Source organism: Coprococcus intestinalis (assembly GCF_023656595.1).
GTDB lineage: Bacteria > Bacillota > Clostridia > Lachnospirales > Lachnospiraceae > Coprococcus_A > Coprococcus_A intestinihominis.
The window spans coordinates 172,941-193,618 of the sequence record NZ_JAMOKJ010000002.1; the positions used below are offsets into that span (position 1 = coordinate 172,941).

Below are 20,678 nucleotides of genomic sequence, written 5' to 3' on the forward strand. Positions count from 1 at the left end.
ACTATAAATTCATACCAGATACAAGGAGGAATACCACATGAAAACATTATCAATTATCAATCTCAAAGGGGGAGTGGCAAAGACCATTTCCAGCGTAAATATGGCACACATTCTGGCAGCAGTAAAGGGCTTCAAAGTCCTGCTGATTGACAATGACAAGCAGGGCAACGCAAGCAAGATTATGAACCGCCACAGCTATGACCATAAGGGCACGGCAGAGGTAATGACACAGCGGGGCATTGACCCGGCAGAGGTTATCCAGCACACGGACTTTGACGGGCTGGACATTATCACAGCAAACATGAATTTGCTTACAGCCAATCTGGAAGTCATGCTGGACCAGTCAAGACCACAGCAGACACGCTTCAAGAAGTTTCTTGACGGCATACAGAATGAATATGACTACTGCATTATTGACAACGCACCGGACATTAACATTTCAACCATAAATGCGCTGGTGGCTTCTGATGACGTGATGGTGCCTATCACCATTGATGATTTTGCAATAGACGGACTGGCAGAACTGAAAGAACAAATTGACAACACCCGTGAGGATTTGAACCCACAGTTGCGCTTCTGCGGCTGCTTTGTCACACAGTACGACAGAACCAATGAAGCAGACACACAGGGCGAAGAGTTCTTGAAGACGCTTGAATATCCGGTGTTTGATACACATATCAGAAAGACACCGAAAATGAAGCCCAGCACATTTGAAAGATTGCCAATCATTTTATATTCCCCACGCTGCGGAGCAAGTGCCGACTATAAAGCGTTAGTGGAAGAATGGTTGAGAATGTGACCAATTCGGACACGTTAGGAGGGAAAGACAATGGCAGGAGCAGCAAAGAAATTCAACTTAACAGAGCTATTAAACCAGCGGTCAAAGGAAGCTGGGGAGCAGCAGAAAACAGAACAGCAGCAGGCGGCAGCAGGCACAGAGGTTGTCACGTCCGAAGAGGGCGTGAGCAGCACCGCCGATATTTACGACCTTATACCGTCAAAGGGCAATTTTTACAGCGTGGAAGACGTGCAGGACTTAAAACAGTCTATTGAACTTCTGGGAGTGCTGCAACCACTTCTGGTGACTGATGAAGAGGAAGACGGCAAGCGCCGTATCATTGCAGGGCACAGAAGACGGCTGGCGGTCATGCAGCTGGTGGACGAGGGAAAAGAGCGTTTCAGACGGGTTCCAATCTTAATCAAGCCGAAGAAAAACGCAATTCTGGACAGACTGGCACTGATTATGGCAAACCGTTTCCGTGAGAAGACAGACTGGGAACGCATGACAGAAGCGCTGGAAACAGAAAAACTGGTACTGGAATTAAAAGAAAGCATGAACATTCCGGGCAGAACCCGTGATTTACTGGCAGAGATTATAGAAACGTCCCCGGCGCAGGTTGGAAGATACAAGGCAATCTATAACAATATCATTCCAGAACTGATGGCAGAATTTAAGGCAAACAGAATTGTTGTATCTGTCATTTATGAAGCGTCCGGGTTGCCGGAAGATTACCAGAAGCAGGCGGCAGAGGTATTCCGGGAAAATGAAGTGCTGACATTATCGGACATTAAGCAGTTAAAGAAGAGCTGGGAAGCGTCGCAGCAGATACCGGGACAGATGGACATTAGCCAGATGGAAGAGAAGCAGGAAGCCGCAGGAACGGCAGAAAGCGCCACAGGCAATGAAACAGACCAGCAGCAGGAAGAAGCAGACACAGAGGGAGCAGGAGAAGCCACAGAGGGCACAGAGGACGCAACCGGGCAGCAGTCAGAATATGTTGACCCACAGCCGGAGCAGATAACGTCACTTTGTTACAGCTGCACACACTATGAGGACTGCCACGACAAGACAGCAACCGTGACCAGCTGCAATGCTTATGAGAACCGCAGAGAAGCCCAGAAGACGGACGAAGAGAGATACAACGAAGAGCAGGCGGCTATTGACAGGGAAACACAAAAGAAACTGCGTGAAATGCAGCAGGAAGAGAAAATGCAGCATTTGCCGTCTGATGAAAGAAAAGAAAAAACAATCAGAGTATCACCGGACAAAATGAAAGCCGTTGCAATCGACCATACAAGACCATACATGATTTTGAAAAATGACGGTTACAGAGAGGGCGACACAGTGAAGCTGATTGAGTTTGCAGAGGGCAGAGCAACCGGGAACACGGCAGACATGAAAATTATCTGCATGGACGACGACACGACCAGCAGCGCACTTGAAGAGGGCTATTGTGTAATAGCGTTGCAGGAGGTGTAGACGTGGTACAGATTTTAGAACTATTTGGGGGAATTGGTTCCCCCAGATGTGCTTTGCGAAATTTGAACATTCCAACAAAAGCCATTGACTATGTGGAAATAGACGAAAACGCCGTAAGGTCATACAATGCAATGTTTGCGGAAGAATTAGAGTATAAAACACAATCAGTGGTGGGCTGGAACCTCAAACCAGATATTCTGATACACGGCAGCCCGTGTCAAGATATGAGCATTGCGGGACATCAAGGAAAAGCAACTGCGGAAGCAGGGAGGATAAACAGAGGAAAAGGGGCAGACAAAGGAAGCGGCACCCGGTCAAGTCTGATGTGGGAAACAATACACATTATTCAAAATATGGGCGAATGGAAGCCAAAATATGTTATCTGGGAAAACGTGAAAAATGTATTAAACGGCTACAACAAGAAGAACTTTGAACAATACATAGCAGAAATGGAAAAGCTGGGATATACAAGCAATTATCAAATATTAGACGCAAGGGACTTTGGATTACCACAGGCACGGGAAAGGGTTTTCACGGTATCGGTGCTGAATGGTGAAAAGTTCGACTTTTCAGACTTAATCAGAACGCCAATGAAAGACATATCAGAATTTCTTCTGAACAACGACGAAGTGCCGCCAGTGTATGACGTGACGCAACCGAGCGTGTACAGTGTGATTGGAGAAAAAGGCATAAGAAGAGCAACAGTAATAAAAGATTTTGCATACACAATCACGACCAGACAGGACAGAACACCAGCACAGGTGATTGACTGCGGAAACGGGCGTTATAGATATTTAACAGAACGTGAGTGCTGGCGTCTGCAAGGATATACAGACGAAGACTACGAAAGGGCAAAAGCAGTCCAGAAGCGTTCTGGAAGATACAGAATGGCGTTATACAAGCAGGCTGGGAACAGTATTGCGGTTCCCATATTTGAAAGTATGTTCAGGAAGATAATTTTGCATGAAACAGCATAGGAGGTGCAGAAAATGCCAATAAATATGACAGATTATAAAATGATTATTCACGAAAGAATATACAATGTTCTGCAAATTATGATTGATTTTGGAAATGAACCAATAGAAGACAGAAACGCACCAAAACCAAAATTTATTGACGCAGTATACATAGATGAAGATGGAGTAATAAGAACCATGCACGACGCAGCAGAGTGCTTCCAGTTCATAAGAAAAATGGAGGTATAGCAGATGGAAAGACCAATAATAATGCTTAACACAGACAATATGCCCGTATTTTGCCGCAATCAGTGCGCAAATACAAAGTGCGCAAAGCATATCACAAAGGCTTATGAGTGCGGAGGGTCATGCTCAATGCGGCTATTGAGAGGGGAACCGGAGTGCGCAGGCTACATATCACGGAGGAAGCGCAAATGAAAGAAAATGTTTGCGTAGACTGCAAATATTATGAAAGCTGCGGAAAACCGGAAAGATACATAAAGTGCATGGGGTACGAAGAGAAAGAATGGCAGCAGGCAGCAGGAGAAAACGCAGTTGACGTGCAAGACGGATAGAAGCCGGGAAAGACTGGCAAAAACAAAGAATGGAGGAAAAACAAATGGCGCAGGCAATGGAAAAAGGCAGGGTTATTGAATTGCTGGAATATTACAAAGACATAGACGGGGAGGTGAGTATATACAGAAAGATTATAAGTGACTTAACGGACCAATACTATAATCCCATTGGCGCTATACAGTGCGACGGTCTACCAAAAGGAAAAAATAATATATCACGACAAACAGAAAATATGGCGCTTAATATTCCAGATTATGTCAGCGGCGAAATCAGAGAGTATGAAGCAAAGGTGCAGCAGTTGCAAGACTTAAAGGCGCAGATTTTGCAGGAAGTTTCAAGGCTGAAACTGAAAGAAAAGCGCATTATTTTTGATTTTTACATGCACAACCTCAAATGGGAACAAGTAGCGGTACGCAATTCATACAGTGAAAGACAGTGCAAGAATATCAGAGATACAGCACTTGAAACACTTTCACAGAGGTTTGAAAAGAACCAGATTATTTCACAATTTCAGAGGATTGCATAAGCAATCATTGCCCGCCATTGCCTGCGTTTTACTGGTATAATTTAAGCCAGTGAAGCAGGCTTTAAGCCGTTATATTTGCACGTTGGCAATAGTGGGCTTTGGTGATTTTTTGAATTTACAAAGCCCATAATTTTTTATACTTCCGTAAACTGGAAGAGTTGGAAAGAATGAAAACGAACGAAAAGAGGTGAGAAGATGGGAAGACCACGGAACCCGGAACGGGACAAGTCAATGCAACGCTATCTGGACGCAGACGGCAAGATTGAAACAGCGGAACTGGCGAAGCTGGCAGGGGTGCCAGAAGTGCGGATAAGAAAATGGAAGTCAGAAGACAGCTGGGACGAAGCGCTGAAAAACAAGCCGAAAAAAAGAGGGGGTCAAAAAGGCAACAAAAATGCTGCCGGAAAAACCCCAGCAAAAAGGGGCAATAAAAACGCCGTAACACATGGGGCATTTGCACAGGCGGGATATGAAGACATAGACCCGGAGCAGGCAGCAGCCATACAGAACATGGGCACACCGTCCGCAATGTCACAAATGATGGAGGAATTGCAGGCGCTATATCTGCGCAAAGCCTATCTGGAAAGCCTATTGAAAGAGTATGAAAGCCCAGAAGCAGGCGGCTTTTACACAGATAAAATAGTACACATGATTGTACCAAAGAGCATGGAGGAAAGACAGCAGGAAGAGGACTGCGGCATGAAACACCAGCAGTGTGCAGACCCGGAGGGAAGCAAGACAGAAACATATAAAACAGCCATGAAGTCTGTCATTAAGTCCAGCCCATTTGAACGGGCAATGAAAGTGGAAGCCGAACTAAACAAGCTGCACGGGCGTATCATCAAGCAGCTGGATAGTATCAAGGCGTATGAGTTGGAGGACAGACGCTTGCAGCTTGCAGAGAAGCAACTTGAATTGAATAAACAGAAGCTAACGGGCGAATTTGAGATTGACCCGGACGGAAGCACCGAAAACGACGAAATCACAGGCGTTGTGGACGACGTTTAATAGGTTCTTCCGGCGGTCTGGAAGCACTGCGGGTACGGCGACGCCCAAAACCTGCCCAGATATAATTTTGAAAATTTCATTTCCGCTTCCGACCCGGTAAAAAATAAAGGGGTAGGGGCTAAAAAAGAAAAAATGTGACCAATTCGGACACAAAAGAAAGGGGGTGCGGTTTTTGAAAGCGTACACTTCAAAGGCGGTTGCCGCTTGGCTGGATATTTCAGAACGCAGAGTGCGCCAGCTGCGTGACGAAAAGGTTATAACGGAAATCAGACCGGGGCTGTACGACTTGAAGACCGTAAACCACCAGTACATAAATTATTTGCGCAAAAACAACCCGGAAAGTGAAAGCGCAATAGATTACAACGCAGAACGTGCAAAGCTGGTCAGAGCAAAAAGAGAAGCACAAGAACTGGAATTGCAACTGCGCAGAAATGAGGTACACACCACAGAGGACGTGGAACAGGTAATGACAGACACACTTGTTAGGTTCAAAACAAGGCTTATGGCTATACCTGCAAAGTTAAGCCCCATTCTATCAAAGAAAAAGGACCAGACAGAAATATTTAAGCTGCTGAAAAGCGCCATTGATGAAGTATTGGAAGAACTTTCAGACTTCCAGACAGTGTTTGGGTACGGTGTAGACAATGAAGAAAAACACAGTTGATATGTTCACACGGATTTTCAAAGTGCTGCAACCGCCACCAGAAATGACACTTTCACAGTGGGCAGACAAGTTCCGCAGACTGTCTGCCGGGTCTTCCGCAGAGCCGGGACGCTGGAAGACAGCAAAGGCACCGTATCAAAAAGAGATTATGGACGCCATAACAGATATTACAATAAAAAAAGTTGTGATTATGTCGGCAGCACAGGTGGGAAAGACAGACGCAATGGTGCTGAACCCTATTGGATATTATGTGCATTATGACCCGTCACCGATTATGGTTATACAGCCGACAATAGACATGGCAGAGAAGTTTTCAAAAGAAAAGCTGTCGCCTATGCTGCGTGATACGCCCGTACTTGCGGACCGTATCAACGAAAAGAGCCGCAACAGCGGTAATACAATCATGCAAAAGATATTTCCGGGCGGCTTTATAACGATTGCAGGAGCGAACAGCCCAACAGGACTGCGAAGCCACACAATCAGAATATTGCTTGCGGACGAAATAGACGCATACCCAGCCAGCGCAGGAAAAGAGGGCGACCCGCTTTTGCTGGCTTCAAAGCGTCAGACTACGTTCTGGAATAAAAAGCAGGTGGACATTTCCACACCGACGGTCAAAGGGGCTTCCAGAATAGAAGTGGAGTACGAAAACAGCAGCCGGGGAGAATGGAACGCACCGTGCCCGTGCTGCGGAGAACTGCAACCGCTGGTCTGGTCAAATGTTGTATTTGACAAGAACGACCTGTCAGAAATCAGATATGCTTGCAGCAAGTGTGGCGTCATATCCAGCGAAGCAGAATGGAAAGAACACTTTATTGACGGAACCTTTGTGCATGAAGACCCAGACAACCCCGTGCGTGGGTTCCACTTGAACACGCTTGCTTCCACATTGACCACATGGCAAGAAGTTGTTGAAAAGTTTCTGACGGCAAATGACCAGATGAAAAAAGGCAATGTGGAACTGATGAAAGTATGGACCAATACTGAAATGGGGCAAACGTGGGAAGAAGACGGGGAAACCATAGAGGACGACGAACTGATGAAACGCCGGGAGAAATACAAGTGCGAAGTACCAGAAGAAGTGCTGTACTTGACAGCTGGCGTAGATACGCAGGACGACAGGTTTGAAATTGAAGTTGTGGGCTGGGGTCCAGAATATGAAAGCTGGGGCATTAGGTATGCGGCAATATACGGCGACAATTCAGATATTAACAATCAAGTGTGGCAAGACCTTGACACATTCTTATTGCAGACTTTTGAAAAGACGGACGGAACGAAAATGAAGCTGTCATGTGTCTGCATTGATAGTGGAGGACACAGAACCAATCAAGTATATAAATTCTGCAAAGCCCGGTTCAATCGCAGAGTATTTGCAATCAAAGGTTCAAACGATAGCGCCGCAGCGTATATCCAGAAGCCGTCAAAAAGCAACCGTGAGGGCGCATATCTTTTCACACTGGGAGTTGATACCGGAAAAAGCCTGCTTATGGACAGACTAAAGCTGGAGGAAGAGGGACCCGGCTTTTGCCATTTTCCAAAAGAAGAGGGCAAGGGATATGACGAAAAGTATTTCAAGGGCTTAACATCAGAAAAAAAGGTAATGCGTTACAAGATGGGCAGACCATATTTTGCATGGGAACTGAAAGACAAAGGCGAACACAAACGAAATGAAGCGCTGGACTGCCGAAACTACGCAACGGCAGCCATTGAAATTATCAACGTACCATTGAAAAAACCAGACAAAAAGAAAGACGCCACACAAGCAAAGAAAATTGTAAAACGTGGCAGAAGAAGAAGTGGAGGAATTTTATAAATGGCAGGAATTACACTGGAAACAGCAAAAAGACACCTTGACGCATGGCTGGAAGCAGAACTGGCAGTGACAAACGCACAGTCATACACGATAGGCAGCAGGACTATGACAAAAGCCAATCTGACCGAAATTAGAAAGTCTATTGAATATTGGCAAGGGAAAGTCACTGCGCTTGAAAATGCGGCAAAATATGGCGGCAGGAACCGTGCAAAACGATTTGTACCACGGGATTTATAAAACATTGCCCGTGATTGCCCGTTTTGGGGCTTTATTTCCCCCCATTGCCCGCAAAAATGGGGTAATATTGTAGCGTGAATAAGTGAGAAAAGACAAAAAAGCACCCGTGAAAAGGTGCTTTTTTCATGCAATAAAGGAGGTGAAAGCGTGGGAATTGCAGCGGGAATTGATAAGGCAATAGCAGTCATAGCACCGCAAGCAGCACTGAAAAGAACGGTTGCAAGGCAGAAAATGCAGATTTTAGACAGCGGGTATGGCAATTATGGCGCCAGCGTCACAAAGAAATCACTTGCAGGCTGGCTTCATGCAGGTGGCAGCAGTCGTGAGGACATAGAAGACAATGTATCTATATTGCGCCAGCGTACCCGTGATTTATACATGGGCGTGCCACTGGCAAACGGGGCAGTCAAAACCATGCGCACCAACGTTGTTGGACGTGGGCTGCGGTTGAAATCGACCATTGACGCAGAAACGCTGGGAATTTCACCAGAAGAACGCCGGAACCTTGAAAAAAAGATTGAAAAAGAGTGGTCTATCTGGGCTGAAAGCAATGATTGCGATATGTCAAGGATAGACAACTTTTACGAGTTGCAGCAGTTGGCTTTTATGAACTGGCTTATTTCTGGGGATTGTCTGGCAGTATTACCAGTCAAACCACGAATAAACCAGCCGTATGACCTGCGTGTGCAGCTGATAGAAGCAGACAGACTTTGCAGCCCGGACAACTGCGACACCATAGACAACAAGATTGTTGGAGGTGTAGAGGTTGACAAGTCCGGGGAAGTGATAGCGTATCACATAGCGAACCACCACCCGTTGTCATACGCATACAATGACATAAGCTGGCAGAGGGTTGAAGCATACGGACAAAAGACCGGAAGAAGAAACGTGCTTCACATGATGAACCGGGAAAGAATAGGACAGCGCAGGGGTGTTCCGTTCCTTGCGCCAGTCATTGAAAGTTTGAAACAGCTTGGAAGATACACGGACGCAGAGCTTGTGGCTGCGGTTGTGTCTGGTATGTTTACCATTTTCATTGAAAAGGCAGACGCCAGCGCAGAAGACGCCATAGGAAGTATGCTGCCGGAAGAAGTGCAGGTGGACGCAGAAGACGAAAGCACCATTGAACTTGCGCCGGGCGCCGTTATCGACTTAAACGAGGGCGAGAAAGCACACGACACGAACCCCGGAAGACCAAACGCCAATTTTGGCGGCTTTGTAGAAGCAATATGCCAGCAGATAGGCGCAGCGCTTGAAATTCCGTATGAATTGCTTGTGAAGCGCTTTAATTCCAGCTATACAGCCAGCAAAGGCGCACTGGAAGAAGCATGGAAAATGTTTAATATGTACCGTGACTGGCTATCAACGGACTTCTGCCAGCCAGTATATGAAGAATGGCTGACGGAAGCGGTAGCAAAAGGACGTATCAAAGCACCGGGTTTTTTCACTGACCCAGCAATCAGAAAAGCATATTGCGGGGCAAAGTGGAACGGACCCGCAAAAGGTATGCTTGACCCGGTAAAAGAGGTTACAGCCGCAGAAAAGAGAGTGTCAAACGGCTTTAGCACCAGAAGTGATGAAGCAATGCAAATGACGGGAAGCAACTTTTATAACAATGTTGAACAGTTGAAACACGAAGAAAAAGAACTGAAAGAGGTGAAGAAAATTGCCAATGGAACCACAAACAAACAGAACACCCCAGCAGAACCCGCAGACAATGCCGGGAATGAACCAGCAGCAGGACAGCAGAACACCGGGCAATCCTTACGGGGTGACAACAAATAAATTCTGGAACTTTATCCCGGCAGCCGGGGACAAGCCACCGGAACTGCTTTTATACGGCGCAATAAGCAGCCAGCAGTCATGGTGGGAAGACAGGGTGACACCGCAGCAATTCAATCAAGAACTTGCGGCGCTTGGTGATGTGCCGGAAATTATCGTGCGCATTAACAGTGGCGGCGGTGATGTGTTCGCAGCAAATGCGATTTTCACAAGATTGAAAGATTGTTCAGCAAAAGTGACAGTCAAAATTGATGGCTGGGCAGCTTCCGCAGCCACAATCATTGCTATGGCAGGCGACACAATCAAGATTGCCAGAAACGGTGTATTTATGATACATGACCCCGCAATGACAGTCTGGGACACTTTCAGAGCAGAAGACTTTTTGAAGATGGCTGATGAACTGAAAGTGATTAAACAAAGCATTGTCAATACATATGCCAGCAAGACTGGCAAAAAGACAGAGGACATAGAACAGCTTATGTCAAATGAAACATGGTGGACGGGCGACATTGCCGTTGAAAACGGCTTTTGTGATGAATTGATGTTTGAAGACAGCACAACAGTTGTTGAAAACTCTTCAAAAATCGTTGTCAATTCAGTGCCTATTGACGTTTCTATGTTCAAGAGTATTCCAACCCAGTTATTAAACAGCCCGCACAATCAAAATCCGGGTAGTTTAGTAAATAGTGCAACAGAACCTATCAACAAGCCACAGGAAAAGGAGGAACCAGAAATGGCAGCACCAGAAAACAAAATTACAACGGTTGACGCACTAAAAGCCGCATACCCGGATTTAGTAGCGACAATCCAGAATGAAGCAGCAGCCGCAGAACGTGCCAGAATTAAAGGCATTGAAGACTTGGCAAACGGCAACTATGACGCAATCGCAAAGGACGCAAAGTTTGACAACCCTATTTCTGCACAGGAAATGGCAGTTAAAATCATTTCAGAGCAGAATAAAGCGGGCGGCAACTACATTCAGAACCGCCAGCAGGACGCAGAAAACAGCGGTGCAAACGGCGTGCAGGGAGCAGCACCGGAGGACAACGCAGGAGAGAACGGCAAGAACGTGTTTGACGCCGCTATTGACAAGTTGTTTCCAGATGAGAAATAAGGAGGTACAAGCAAATGGGTGAATATGCAGTAGAAAAAAGAGAAATCACACCGAAGAACTTTTTTGCTGGTGATTTTCCAACAGTACCGGAAACCGGAACAGCAAATGCAGCTATCAAGGAATATGCACCAGTAATGATTGACACTGCGAATGACAACAAGATTATTCCAGTTGCAAAAGGAAGCGAAGCAAGCGCAATCGGTATTGCTGCTGCGGCAGCAGGAAACGGCGAACCAGTGACATATTACATGACAGGTGAGTTTTTCGCTGACGCATTAGCACTTGAAGCCGGGGCAGATTTAGCAAAAATCAAAGAAGCACTGCGCAAAGTATCAATCTTTTTGAGATAAGGAGGAAGAACAACAATGGCAAACGAAGTATCTATTTACGAACCACGGACAATGGGCAGAGTGGTTCAGAAGTTACCGCCCGTGCGTACTTTTTTCAGAAGTACATTTTTCAGACATGAAGAAACATTCACAACAAAGGACGTTGACGTTGATTTCAGAAAGGGCAGCAGAAAAGTTGCACCGTTCGTCAGCAGATTAGTTGGTGGAAAGGTAGTGCCAAACACTGGCTACCAGACAAAGACATATACACCACCTTTAGTTGCACCGGAGAAAGTGACAACCGTTGATGATTTGTTAATCAGAAGACCGGGCGAAAGCCTTTATTCTGGCAGAACACCTGCGGAACGTGCCGTGCTTAAAATGGCAGACGACTTCAAGGAGTTAAGAGAGCAGATTTTAAGACGTGAAGAACTGATGTGCGCACAGACAATCTTTACTGGCGCAATCCCTATCGTTGGCGACGGAGTGAATGAAGTAATTGATTTTTCTTTTACAAACAAAGAGAAAATCACAACAGCAGCCAAAAAGTGGACAGCTGACACTTCCGACCCTATCGCAGATATTAAGCGCTGGCACGAAACAGTACAGAAGAAAGGTTTTGTGAACTGCGACATTTGCGTGATGGGAAGTGACGTTGCAAATGCGTTTGTAAATCACCCAAAGGTACAGAAAATGCTTGATGTGAAAAACTTCAATCTTGCAGTTATCCAGCCTAAACAGTTACCGAACGGCGTCACATACATTGGAACCATTCACGAACTGGGACTTGATATTTACAAGTACAATGAGTGGTATCTTGACGACTGGACAAACCCGGCTGCACCGGAAGACAAGCCGCTTGTACCTGCTGACAGTTTAGCGCTGTTAAGCACAAACGCTGATTATTCCATGTACTATGGAGCAATCACACTTATTAAGGAACCGGACGGCAACTTTATGACCGTAGAGGGTAAATATGTACCGGACACATGGACAAAGCGTAAGCCTGCCCGCCGCTTCCTTAATCTGTCTTCTGCACCGTTATGCGTTCCGCATGATGTAGACAGCTGGTTTGTTGCAACGCCTATCTAATGGACTTCAAAGCACAGCTTGCCAGTGACATGAAAGTGTTTCACAACTGCGGAGAAATGGCAACTATGACTGATATATGGTATCAAGGCAAGAAACACTATTTGCCCATAATCATTGACCACACGGCAGCCGACGAACGGCAGAGAGGAAACGGGGACAATGCAGAGGGCATAAACCGTGCTTCTTGTCTGGTCTATATGTCGTTATATGATTTTGGTTGCGTTCCCAAAAAAGGACGCCAGCTTGAAATTGACGAAGCCGGGGCAATCAATCTATATAACATTTCAAAAGCAGACTGCGAGGACGGGGAAATAATTCTTGAATTGGAGATGTTGGAAGAATGATTGAAATAACATCTGACGCAATAGAAAGAGTGGGAACCCTGCTGGCAGACGTTCCAAAAGGTGCAGAAAGAGTATTTGCCAGCGCAATGAACCGTGGTATTTCCAGAGTGAAGACACAGGCAATAAAGCAGGTAAAAACCGTATACGCCGTAAATGGCGCAGCACTGACGAAAGCGACCAGAATAAATATAACCAAAGCCAGCACGGGAAACCTTGCGGGCTTTGTTTCATTTTCTGGCGTAAAAATACCGCTGTACAAATTCAAAGTCACGCCAACAAAACCCGGAACCGGAAAGCAGGTGCGGGCAGCAGTCAAAAAAGGCGGCAGCGGGACACCATTTGAAGACGCTTTCATTGCAGAAATGAAAACCAATGGTCACACAGGAGTATTTGAGAGGACAGGGCGCAAGCGTTTTCCGATTGAAGAAAAAATGGGACTATCAGCAGCGCAGATGGTGGGAAATGAAGACATTATAGACGGGCTGGAAAAGGAAGCACAAGAACTGGTAAACGAAAGAATTATACACGAAATGAACAGGATTTTGAACGGTTATGGAGGGTAAAGCATGACACCAGTTTTTTTGTTAGAAGAATTGCAGAAATTCATTAGTTCCAAAACGTCTGACATTATTTTGCCAGTGCGAACCAGAACGGGAAGCAACGAAGAAAAAGAAAGAGCAGCAGCAGTCTATCAAATGGGGCTGCCGGAAGCAGACGACGTACAGCAGAAAGTACCATACATTCTGTTAAAGTTCCTAACAGGGACGGACGACAAGAAAGCGGACGAACCAGAGGAAGACAGCTGCAAAGTAAGAATTATATTTGCGGTATATTCAGAAGACGGGCAGGAGGGACCGCTTGCACTTCTTAATCTGATTTTAAGAGTGCGCAGCGAATTGAAGAAAGCCGGGACAATCAGTGGCGGTCAGTTTACGTTACAACTGCCGCTTGAATATATCACTTATCAAGACACCACGCCGCCATATTACATGGGCGAAATGATAACAAATTGGAGTATGCCAGTCACGCAACGTGATGTGGCAGAGATTTTGCACAATTTATAGACAGGAGGAAGACGAAATGGCAAAAGTGACCACAGCAAGCGCCACAGCAGCCGAAAAGGACGCTGAAAAGGTGCAGGCGGTAGAAAATACCACAACAGAAGAAAAAGCCGCAAAAACGGCAAATACGCAGGCAGAAACAGTGAAGCTGATTTACATTGGACCGAACCTGCCAAAAGCAATGCTGCCATGCAACAAGATTTTTGAGGGAACAGACAAAGAGATTGAAGAAGAACTTTCTTTCGTTCTTGAAAAGTTCCCACTTGTAAGAAAAATGCTGGTTCCTATTTCCGAACTGGCAGACAAGAAAGACAAGGTGAAGACAACCGGGAATGTATATAACAAGTATTATTCAGACTTAAAGGCTGCCGCCCTTGCATACGCAGAACAGGAGGTATAACAAATGAGTGACGTATCACATGGAGTAAACGCCAGCAAGACAAGCAATGGCGCAATCACGCCCGTGTCCGTAGATACTGGCGTACATTTTGTGGTTGGAACAGCACCCGTGCAGATGGTAAACGGAAAAGTAAATGAAGTCATTATGGCTTCAAGTTACAAAGAAGCAGTGCAGGCGTTGGGATATTCCGACGACTGGAAGAAATACAGTCTTTGTGAAGAGATTTATACAGCGTTTACATTGTTCAATTCTGCGCAGGTATTCTTTGTAAATGTTCTTGACCCTAAGAAACACAAGAAAACAGTTGATGAAACACAGATGGACGTTGTAGACGGTCAGATTGTATTACCTGCGGAAGCAATCGCAGGCAGTGTGGAAATCACAGGAAAGACAGCCGGGGAAGATTACGAAGTATTTTACAGTGACACAAACTGCGTTGTGGAGTTCTTAAAAGAAACCACGGGCAAACTTACCGTGAAATATGACGCCGTGGACGCTTCACAGGTCACAAAAAGTGACATTATCGGCGGTTACAGCGTAAGCACACACAAGACAACCGGACTTGAACTGATTAACAATGTATTTCCACTTTATACAAAGGTTCCAGACCTTATTTTGTGTCCGAATTGGTCACATGACGCAGAGGTTGCAGCTGTAATGTCTGCAAAAGCAGAGAATATAAACGGACTGTTTGAGGGTGAAGCAATTCTGGATATTGACTGCACAGCAGAAACCGGGGCGACATACTACACGGAAGTGCCAGCATGGAAGAAACAGAAAAACTTCACAAAAAGAACAGAAGTTGTCTGCTTCCCTAAAGTTGCGCTGGGAGATAGAGTTTTCAATCTTTCAACACAGCTTGCAGCCAGTATGTCAGCCGTAGACAATGCGGAAGAGTACGGCGGCGGTACACCTTGCGAAAGCGCTTCAAACAAGGGCATACAGGCAGATAGAATGGTTACTGCGGACGGTTCGGAAGTAGTCATGGATATTCAGCAGGCAAACTACTTGAATGAAAACGGCGTTGTGACCGCACTTAATTTCTTTAATGGCTTTGTAAGCTGGGGAAATTATACGGCTTGTTATCCTGCCAACACAGACGTGACGGACTATTTCTACTGTATCAACCGTATGTTCAAGTGGGTTGCAAAGACCCTTATTTTGACGTACTGGAAATACATTGACAGAGGAATTAAAAGACGTCTGATTGACGCAGTTGTGCAGTCAATCAATGATTGGCTGGCAAGTCTTGCAACTGATGAAAAAATCATTGGTGGGCGTGTGGAGTTCAACGAAAGCGAAAACAGCACAAGCCAGCTTGCAGCAGGAATTGTGCGTTTTCACATTTATATGACGCCGCCATCACCAATGCAGAAAATGGACTTTGTGCTTGAATATGACTTGTCATATCTTGCAGCACTGGTGGCAGCATAACAGGAGGTGAAACAGAATGTCAAAAGTTGACGAATTAGTTATTAACTATGCGATTTACGAAGACGCAGTAGAGTATCTGGGAACCACAGAAGTGACACTGCCAGACTTGGAGTACATGACGGAAGAGTTGAGCGGCGCAGGCATTGCGGGAAATATCGAAGAAATCATTATTGGTCACTTAAATGCAATGTCAACAACTTTCAATTTCCGAACTGTCACAGCGGCAGCGGTCAAGCTGATGGAACCACGGGTACACAGAATTGACCTGCGAGTTGCACAGCAGAGAATGAACCTGCGTACAAGCGCAAACGAAGTGTCCGGCGTTAAGCACATTATGAAAGTAAAGCCGAAGAAGACAGCGCTTGGAAAAGTTGCGGCAGCTTCAACAGCTGATGTAAGTGGTGAATATGCCGTTTCATACTATGCAATGTACTTGGACGGTTCAAAGGTAACGGAAATTGACCCGTTAAACTTTGTGTGCATTATCAATGGCAAAGATTACTTAAAGGACGTCAGAAAAGCATTAGGCAAGTAAAAAAAGACAGCAGGAGCCAGCGGGAAGACCGCTGGTTTTTTCCTGCCTAAAATCAAAGATATGGAGGAATAAACAATGTCAGATACAACAAATACAACTGAAAACATGGAGCAGGTAACAGAGCAGGAAAAGGAAATGCAGGAAGCACAGGCAAGCGGCGTGGTCAATTTTGACGACAAGAAGAAAGACAAGGAAGAAGACGGCAGTTTGAATTATACACACACATTCAAAAAGCCCAGAGAGATTGAGGGAAAGAAGTATACAAAATTAACTTTCTATTTTGACAATTTAACTGGTGAAGATATTGAAGCAGTAGAACAGGAACTTGCAGACCAGAACAAATATGCACTTTCACCGGAAATTTCCTCTGCGTTCCAGTGTATTCTTGCGGCAAAAGCTGCGGGGGTTGCTTCTGATGAAATCAGACGTCTTCCGGTAGGCGATTACATGAAGATTAAGAACAAAGCAAGGGATTTTTTAATTGCTGCGGGCTATTAAAAATTAAAGAACCCGCAAAGTTCATAAGAAAGCAGATATACAAAATGTCAAGGGCTTCACATACGCCCGTCCCGTTCTGGCTGCAAATGCCTATACGCAGACTTTTTGCATGGATTGAAACCATAAATGAAGTGGAAAAAGAAGAAGCGGAAGAGCAGAAACAGAACAGCAATAATGCGTAGGGAGGTGAAACAGCTTGGCAGGGTCACAAAAGGAATTTGAACTGCTTTTTAAGCTGAAAGCGTCGCTGGGTGGCAATTTTAACAGCACATTCAAAAGCGCAATTAACACCAACAACCAGTTACGGGACAGCTTAAAAAATGTCAATTCCCTGCAATCAAAGATTGACGGCTACACAAAGCAGTCTGCCGCTATTGATAAGAACAAAGAACGGCTGGCACAGCTTAACGCAGAGCATGACCGATTACAGCAGGAATTGCAGCAGACAGGCGAACCCACAGAAGCACTGCGGAAGAAGCTTGAAAAGAATGAAAACCAGATACAACAGACCACTGCCAAAATCGAAGAACAGGAAAAACAATTAAACAGTTATGCCGACGAACTGAAAGCAGCCGGAGTAAATACGGATAATCTGGAAGAAGCCAACGGAAGACTGCAAAAGTCTTATGAAAAGCTGCAAACTTCACAGCAGACGTTGCAAAAATTGAATGACAAGCAACAGCAGGTAGAACAGAGCATTTCAAAGACAAAAGGACAACTGCTGGGGACTATTGGTGCAATTAGTGCCGTAGCCGCCGCAGTGTATGCAGGACCCGTGCAGGCAGCGCAGCAGTACGAAAAAGCAATAGCAAAGGTGGGAACCATTGCAGATACGCAGGAAGTCCCACTGGGCACATTGTCACAACAGATAATGGAACTGTCAAACAAGACAGGAATTGCAGCCAATGCCATTGCTGATGATGTGTACAATGCTATATCTGCCGGACAGAAGACAGGTGACGCCGTAAACTTTGTTACAAACAGTACGAAGTTAGCAAAAGCCGGATTTGCGGAAAGTTCGCAAACGCTGGACGTATTAACAACCGTATTGAACGCATACGGCATGAGTGCGGACAAAGTAAGCACGGTATCAGATATGCTGGTACAGACGCAGAACAAAGGTAAAGTGACAGTAGGAGAACTGGCAAGCAGTATGGGTAAAATCATACCGACTGCAAACGCCAGCAATGTTTCACTGGAACAGTTATGCGCCGGATATGCAATAATGACCAGCAAAGGTATTGCAGCCGCAGAAACGACAACATACATGAACAGTATGTTAAATGAGTTGTCAAAGTCTGGAAGTACGACAGACAAGCTATTGCGGCAGAAGATGGGCGGCAGCTTTGCAGAATTGATGGCAAGCGGTAAATCGCTTGGGGAAATTCTGGGAGGTATACAGGAAGAAGCCAGCAAGTCTGGTCTTGCCCTATCTGATATGTTCAGCAGTTCAGAAGCCGGAAAAGCGGCAATGTCGCTTCTGTCAAACGGAGTTGACGGCTTCAATTCAAGCGTACAAGACATGGTAAACAGCGTTGGGGCAACAGACAGCGCATTTGCCAAAATGGAAGACACCACAGAAGCCAAAATGGAAAAGGCAAAGAACAGTATAGCAAACTTGGGTATTGTTCTTGGTCAAAACTTACTGCCGATTGTGGGAAATTTGGCAGACAAAGTGGCGGTGGTGGTCACTAAAGTTTCAGAATTTGCAGCAGCAAACCCAAAATTGGTGCAAACAGCCCTAAAGGTAGCGGCAGGGCTGGCGGCATTGAAAGTGGGAATGTTGACAACAAAGCTGGTTACATTATCAGCACAAGACGGCATATTGTCACTGGCAAAAAAACTGCTGGGACTGCGTGCCGGATTTATTGAAAACGCAGCAACAAGCGTAAGTTTTGCGGAAAAGCTGAAAACAGCTGGAAGCGGTATATTGTCATACTTTGGCAATGTAAAAGGCGCTATGGGCGGCGTAGGTTCTGCAATAGGTAATATATTCAGTGGCAACAGAGTTGTTGGAGCAGTAACAGGCTTTATGGGCGGCGTGAAACAGTCCATTGTCAGCGGCTTTTTAGGAATTGCAGGAAAAGCAAGCGGAGCATTGACAGGAGCCGGAACAAAAATGCTGGGACTTATGCTGAAACCATTTTCGTTGATTGGCGGCAAGCTGGGTCCGATACTTGGAACGGTAGGCAGTGCGATTGCAAACAGCCCACTTGGAAAAGTAGGCGGCTTCATAACAAAGGGAATTACCGGAGCATTTAGCAAGGCAACAACACTGATTGCACCGCTGGGAAATGCGGTAAAAACGGTGCTGGGTCCTATTGGAAACCTTGCAAAAACAGCACTGGGACCGCTTGGAGGTATTGCAGGAAAGATACTGCCAGTTGTGGGCGTTATCACAACAATTATTACAGTAATACAGCTTGTAAAGAACCATCTTGAAGAGATAAGGGGATTTATACAGCGGACTTTTGGTGATGAAGCGCTGGCAGTCTTTGACAAGATTGTTTCAGTCATTACCAACATAGGCGACACCATAAAGAATGTGTTTTCTGATGGGAACATAGGTGCAGCCCGTGACAAGATACAAGAATTGTTCGGAGATAAAGGCGCAGCAGTCTTTGACACGTTTGTAAATGTGCTGGGAACAGTAAAGAACGCAGTTTCAGAGGTTGTGGGCTTTATAACCACATACGTTGTGCCAGTTGCAGAACAGGTATTGCAGGTGATTGTTACACAGGTAATACCGGGGATTGTTAGCTTTATTCAAGCGGCAGCCCCAACCATTATGCAGATTATACAAAGCATTGCTGATTTTATCGGTGCAATTATTCCGGTGATAGGAAGTTTCATTGCTGGTCTTATGCCGATTATTTCAGAAATAATCACATTCATTTCAACTTATGTTTTGCCGATTATTTCAGAATTATTCAGCTTTATTTGTAGCACGGTGCTTCCAGCAATTTCCGCAGCAATTCAAGCAATTTTGCCAGTGGTGACAAACGTATTGCAAACGCTTTTACCTGCGATACAAACAGCACTGACGACAATCTGGAACATAGTTTCACCAATAATTCAAGGAATTTTAGCAGCAATACAATTTGCAATGCCAACAATCCAGTCTATCGTACAAAGCGGAGTTCAAGCAATTTCCGGTGTAATTTCTGGAATTGCAACCGTACTGAATGGAATTATCACTTTCATAACTGGTGTATTTTCCGGGAACTGGCGGCAGGCTTGGGAGGGCATAAAGCAAATATTTTCTGGAATTTGGCAGGGTATCAAGTCAGTGTGTACGGGAGTTATCAACGGCATTATATCTGTGGTCAACACGGTTATACGTGGATTGAACAAAGTAAAAGTGCCAGACTGGGTGCCGGGTGTAGGTGGAAAAGGTATAAACATATCTGAAATACCTATGCTGGCGAAAGGTTCAAAAAACACACCAGACACGTTCATTGCTGGTGAAGCGGGACCGGAGTTAATCACGAACGCACCGGGGCGCACGGTGTTTACAGCGGACCAGACAAGAAACATTCTGGCTGCACAGAATACAGCAGCCACAACAGCGGCAGCGGTAGCGCCAACAGCACAGACCACAACAGCACCGCAGACGGTGAATAACTACAACACAGCGCCAGAGGTAACAGCAGGCGCAGGAAGTGGCGGTGGAAGTGCAAACAACGTAACTATAAACAACAGTCCGACAATAGTTATCAACGGGGACAAGCCGGAAGACTTGGACGCAAAACTGGAAGAGAACAACAGAAAGTTGCTGCGTGACGTTGAAGACCTGCTGGACGAAAAAGAAGACAAGGAGAAGCGGCAGAAATATGACTAAAAGCTACACAACAATATCTGGGGATATGTGGGACAAGATAGCATTTGAACAAATGGGAAGTGTCCTGCATACAGATAAGCTGATGAAAGCCAATGTCAAGTACGCCAGCACCTACGTTTTCCCTGCCGGGGTTGTATTAACAATCCCGGAAGTGGAAGACGAAGAAGACTTGGAACTGCCACCGTGGAAAAGGGGGCTGCTGACGTAG

General features: G+C 45.5%; 23 protein-coding genes. All 23 read left to right on the forward strand.

Features of this window, described 5'->3' with window-relative positions; genetic code table 11:
* Window positions 1-37 precede the first annotated feature (37 nt).
* The 23 genes from NBH03_RS02285 to NBH03_RS02395 all read left to right on the forward strand — a co-directional run bounded on the left by NBH03_RS02285 (window position 38) and on the right by NBH03_RS02395 (window position 20,678).
* Complete coding sequence (locus NBH03_RS02285; protein ID WP_250796688.1) at window positions 38-799, forward strand: ParA family protein; 762 nt, start codon at window positions 38-40, stop codon at window positions 797-799.
* A gap of 30 nt (window positions 800-829) precedes the next feature.
* On the forward strand, window positions 830-2,260 hold the full coding sequence (locus NBH03_RS02290; RefSeq protein WP_055285916.1) for a ParB/RepB/Spo0J family partition protein: 1,431 nt from the start codon (window positions 830-832) through the stop codon (window positions 2,258-2,260).
* Between the two features lie 2 nt (window positions 2,261-2,262).
* Window positions 2,263-3,237, forward strand: coding sequence for a DNA cytosine methyltransferase (locus NBH03_RS02295; RefSeq protein ID WP_250796689.1), 975 nt, complete (start codon window positions 2,263-2,265; stop codon window positions 3,235-3,237).
* 12 nt (window positions 3,238-3,249) lie between these two features.
* The gene (locus NBH03_RS02300; protein ID WP_250796691.1) at window positions 3,250-3,465 is read left to right on the forward strand and encodes a hypothetical protein; all 216 of its coding nucleotides are present in this window, start codon (window positions 3,250-3,252) and stop codon (window positions 3,463-3,465) included.
* 185 nt (window positions 3,466-3,650) lie between these two features.
* Complete coding sequence (locus NBH03_RS02305; protein ID WP_181968471.1) at window positions 3,651-3,791, forward strand: hypothetical protein; 141 nt, start codon at window positions 3,651-3,653, stop codon at window positions 3,789-3,791.
* A gap of 44 nt (window positions 3,792-3,835) precedes the next feature.
* Window positions 3,836-4,318, forward strand: coding sequence for a sigma-70 family RNA polymerase sigma factor (locus NBH03_RS02310; protein WP_117471684.1), 483 nt, complete (start codon window positions 3,836-3,838; stop codon window positions 4,316-4,318).
* A gap of 195 nt (window positions 4,319-4,513) precedes the next feature.
* Window positions 4,514-5,326, forward strand: a complete 813-nt coding sequence (locus tag NBH03_RS02315) for a phage terminase small subunit-related protein (protein ID WP_250796692.1) — start codon at window positions 4,514-4,516, stop codon at window positions 5,324-5,326.
* A gap of 172 nt (window positions 5,327-5,498) precedes the next feature.
* Entirely contained in the window at window positions 5,499-5,990 is a 492-nt protein-coding gene (locus NBH03_RS02320; RefSeq protein ID WP_055285907.1) for a hypothetical protein, read from the forward strand.
* On the forward strand, window positions 5,971-7,803 hold the full coding sequence (locus NBH03_RS02325) for a phage terminase large subunit family protein (protein ID WP_250796693.1): 1,833 nt from the start codon (window positions 5,971-5,973) through the stop codon (window positions 7,801-7,803). Before NBH03_RS02320 ends, NBH03_RS02325 begins: the two co-directional genes overlap by 20 nt.
* Entirely contained in the window at window positions 7,804-8,040 is a 237-nt protein-coding gene (locus NBH03_RS02330) for a DUF6148 family protein (RefSeq protein ID WP_069431154.1), read from the forward strand.
* Window positions 8,041-8,187: 147 nt separating this feature from the next.
* Window positions 8,188-9,825, forward strand: a complete 1,638-nt coding sequence (locus NBH03_RS02335) for a phage portal protein (RefSeq protein ID WP_331476028.1) — start codon at window positions 8,188-8,190, stop codon at window positions 9,823-9,825.
* Window positions 9,713-10,936: a head maturation protease, ClpP-related gene (locus NBH03_RS02340; RefSeq protein ID WP_250796694.1), complete on the forward strand. Its 1,224-nt coding sequence runs from the start codon at window positions 9,713-9,715 to the stop codon at window positions 10,934-10,936. The genes NBH03_RS02335 and NBH03_RS02340 overlap by 113 nt, the downstream gene beginning before the upstream one ends.
* Window positions 10,937-10,950: 14 nt before the next feature.
* Window positions 10,951-11,286, forward strand: coding sequence for a hypothetical protein (locus NBH03_RS02345; RefSeq protein WP_250796695.1), 336 nt, complete (start codon window positions 10,951-10,953; stop codon window positions 11,284-11,286).
* Between the two features lie 15 nt (window positions 11,287-11,301).
* The gene (locus NBH03_RS02350) at window positions 11,302-12,357 is read left to right on the forward strand and encodes a major capsid protein (RefSeq protein WP_250796696.1); all 1,056 of its coding nucleotides are present in this window, start codon (window positions 11,302-11,304) and stop codon (window positions 12,355-12,357) included.
* Complete coding sequence (locus NBH03_RS02355) at window positions 12,357-12,701, forward strand: hypothetical protein (protein ID WP_069431159.1); 345 nt, start codon at window positions 12,357-12,359, stop codon at window positions 12,699-12,701. The genes NBH03_RS02350 and NBH03_RS02355 overlap by 1 nt, the downstream gene beginning before the upstream one ends.
* Entirely contained in the window at window positions 12,698-13,264 is a 567-nt protein-coding gene (locus NBH03_RS02360) for a phage tail protein (RefSeq protein WP_117469244.1), read from the forward strand. Before NBH03_RS02355 ends, NBH03_RS02360 begins: the two co-directional genes overlap by 4 nt.
* Window positions 13,265-13,267: 3 nt before the next feature.
* Window positions 13,268-13,765: a hypothetical protein gene (locus NBH03_RS02365; protein WP_250796698.1), complete on the forward strand. Its 498-nt coding sequence runs from the start codon at window positions 13,268-13,270 to the stop codon at window positions 13,763-13,765.
* Between the two features lie 16 nt (window positions 13,766-13,781).
* Window positions 13,782-14,162, forward strand: a complete 381-nt coding sequence (locus tag NBH03_RS02370) for a hypothetical protein (RefSeq protein ID WP_250796701.1) — start codon at window positions 13,782-13,784, stop codon at window positions 14,160-14,162.
* A 3-nt stretch (window positions 14,163-14,165) separates the two neighbouring features.
* On the forward strand, window positions 14,166-15,596 hold the full coding sequence (locus NBH03_RS02375) for a phage tail sheath family protein (protein WP_250796706.1): 1,431 nt from the start codon (window positions 14,166-14,168) through the stop codon (window positions 15,594-15,596).
* 16 nt (window positions 15,597-15,612) lie between these two features.
* On the forward strand, window positions 15,613-16,131 hold the full coding sequence (locus NBH03_RS02380; protein ID WP_117469246.1) for a phage major tail tube protein: 519 nt from the start codon (window positions 15,613-15,615) through the stop codon (window positions 16,129-16,131).
* A gap of 75 nt (window positions 16,132-16,206) precedes the next feature.
* Window positions 16,207-16,629 (forward strand): phage tail assembly protein, encoded by a 423-nt coding sequence (locus tag NBH03_RS02385; protein WP_055285881.1) that lies wholly within the window; start codon window positions 16,207-16,209, stop codon window positions 16,627-16,629.
* Window positions 16,630-16,825: 196 nt separating this feature from the next.
* Entirely contained in the window at window positions 16,826-20,470 is a 3,645-nt protein-coding gene (locus NBH03_RS02390) for a phage tail tape measure protein (protein ID WP_250796707.1), read from the forward strand.
* Window positions 20,463-20,678 (forward strand): tail protein X, encoded by a 216-nt coding sequence (locus NBH03_RS02395; RefSeq protein WP_069431167.1) that lies wholly within the window; start codon window positions 20,463-20,465, stop codon window positions 20,676-20,678. The genes NBH03_RS02390 and NBH03_RS02395 overlap by 8 nt, the downstream gene beginning before the upstream one ends.

Excerpts from the sequence above, each read along its gene's own strand:
- NBH03_RS02285 (WP_250796688.1), top strand. The coding sequence starts at position 38 with ATGAAAACATTATCAATTATCAATCTCAAAGGGGGAGTGGCAAAGACC.
- NBH03_RS02345 (WP_250796695.1), top strand. The coding sequence starts at position 10,951 with ATGGGTGAATATGCAGTAGAAAAAAGAGAAATCACACCGAAGAACTTT.
- NBH03_RS02355 (WP_069431159.1), top strand. The coding sequence starts at position 12,357 with ATGGACTTCAAAGCACAGCTTGCCAGTGACATGAAAGTGTTTCACAAC.
- NBH03_RS02350 (WP_250796696.1), top strand. The coding sequence starts at position 11,302 with ATGGCAAACGAAGTATCTATTTACGAACCACGGACAATGGGCAGAGTG.
- NBH03_RS02310 (WP_117471684.1), top strand. The coding sequence starts at position 3,836 with ATGGCGCAGGCAATGGAAAAAGGCAGGGTTATTGAATTGCTGGAATAT.
- NBH03_RS02365 (WP_250796698.1), top strand. The coding sequence starts at position 13,268 with ATGACACCAGTTTTTTTGTTAGAAGAATTGCAGAAATTCATTAGTTCC.
- NBH03_RS02360 (WP_117469244.1), top strand. The coding sequence starts at position 12,698 with ATGATTGAAATAACATCTGACGCAATAGAAAGAGTGGGAACCCTGCTG.
- NBH03_RS02340 (WP_250796694.1), top strand. The coding sequence starts at position 9,713 with ATGGAACCACAAACAAACAGAACACCCCAGCAGAACCCGCAGACAATG.
- NBH03_RS02330 (WP_069431154.1), top strand. The coding sequence starts at position 7,804 with ATGGCAGGAATTACACTGGAAACAGCAAAAAGACACCTTGACGCATGG.
- NBH03_RS02395 (WP_069431167.1), top strand. The coding sequence starts at position 20,463 with ATGACTAAAAGCTACACAACAATATCTGGGGATATGTGGGACAAGATA.
- NBH03_RS02315 (WP_250796692.1), top strand. The coding sequence starts at position 4,514 with ATGGGAAGACCACGGAACCCGGAACGGGACAAGTCAATGCAACGCTAT.
- NBH03_RS02370 (WP_250796701.1), top strand. The coding sequence starts at position 13,782 with ATGGCAAAAGTGACCACAGCAAGCGCCACAGCAGCCGAAAAGGACGCT.
- NBH03_RS02380 (WP_117469246.1), top strand. The coding sequence starts at position 15,613 with ATGTCAAAAGTTGACGAATTAGTTATTAACTATGCGATTTACGAAGAC.
- NBH03_RS02290 (WP_055285916.1), top strand. The coding sequence starts at position 830 with ATGGCAGGAGCAGCAAAGAAATTCAACTTAACAGAGCTATTAAACCAG.
- NBH03_RS02385 (WP_055285881.1), top strand. The coding sequence starts at position 16,207 with ATGTCAGATACAACAAATACAACTGAAAACATGGAGCAGGTAACAGAG.
- NBH03_RS02325 (WP_250796693.1), top strand. The coding sequence starts at position 5,971 with ATGAAGAAAAACACAGTTGATATGTTCACACGGATTTTCAAAGTGCTG.
- NBH03_RS02305 (WP_181968471.1), top strand. The coding sequence starts at position 3,651 with ATGAAAGAAAATGTTTGCGTAGACTGCAAATATTATGAAAGCTGCGGA.
- NBH03_RS02375 (WP_250796706.1), top strand. The coding sequence starts at position 14,166 with ATGAGTGACGTATCACATGGAGTAAACGCCAGCAAGACAAGCAATGGC.
- NBH03_RS02300 (WP_250796691.1), top strand. The coding sequence starts at position 3,250 with ATGCCAATAAATATGACAGATTATAAAATGATTATTCACGAAAGAATA.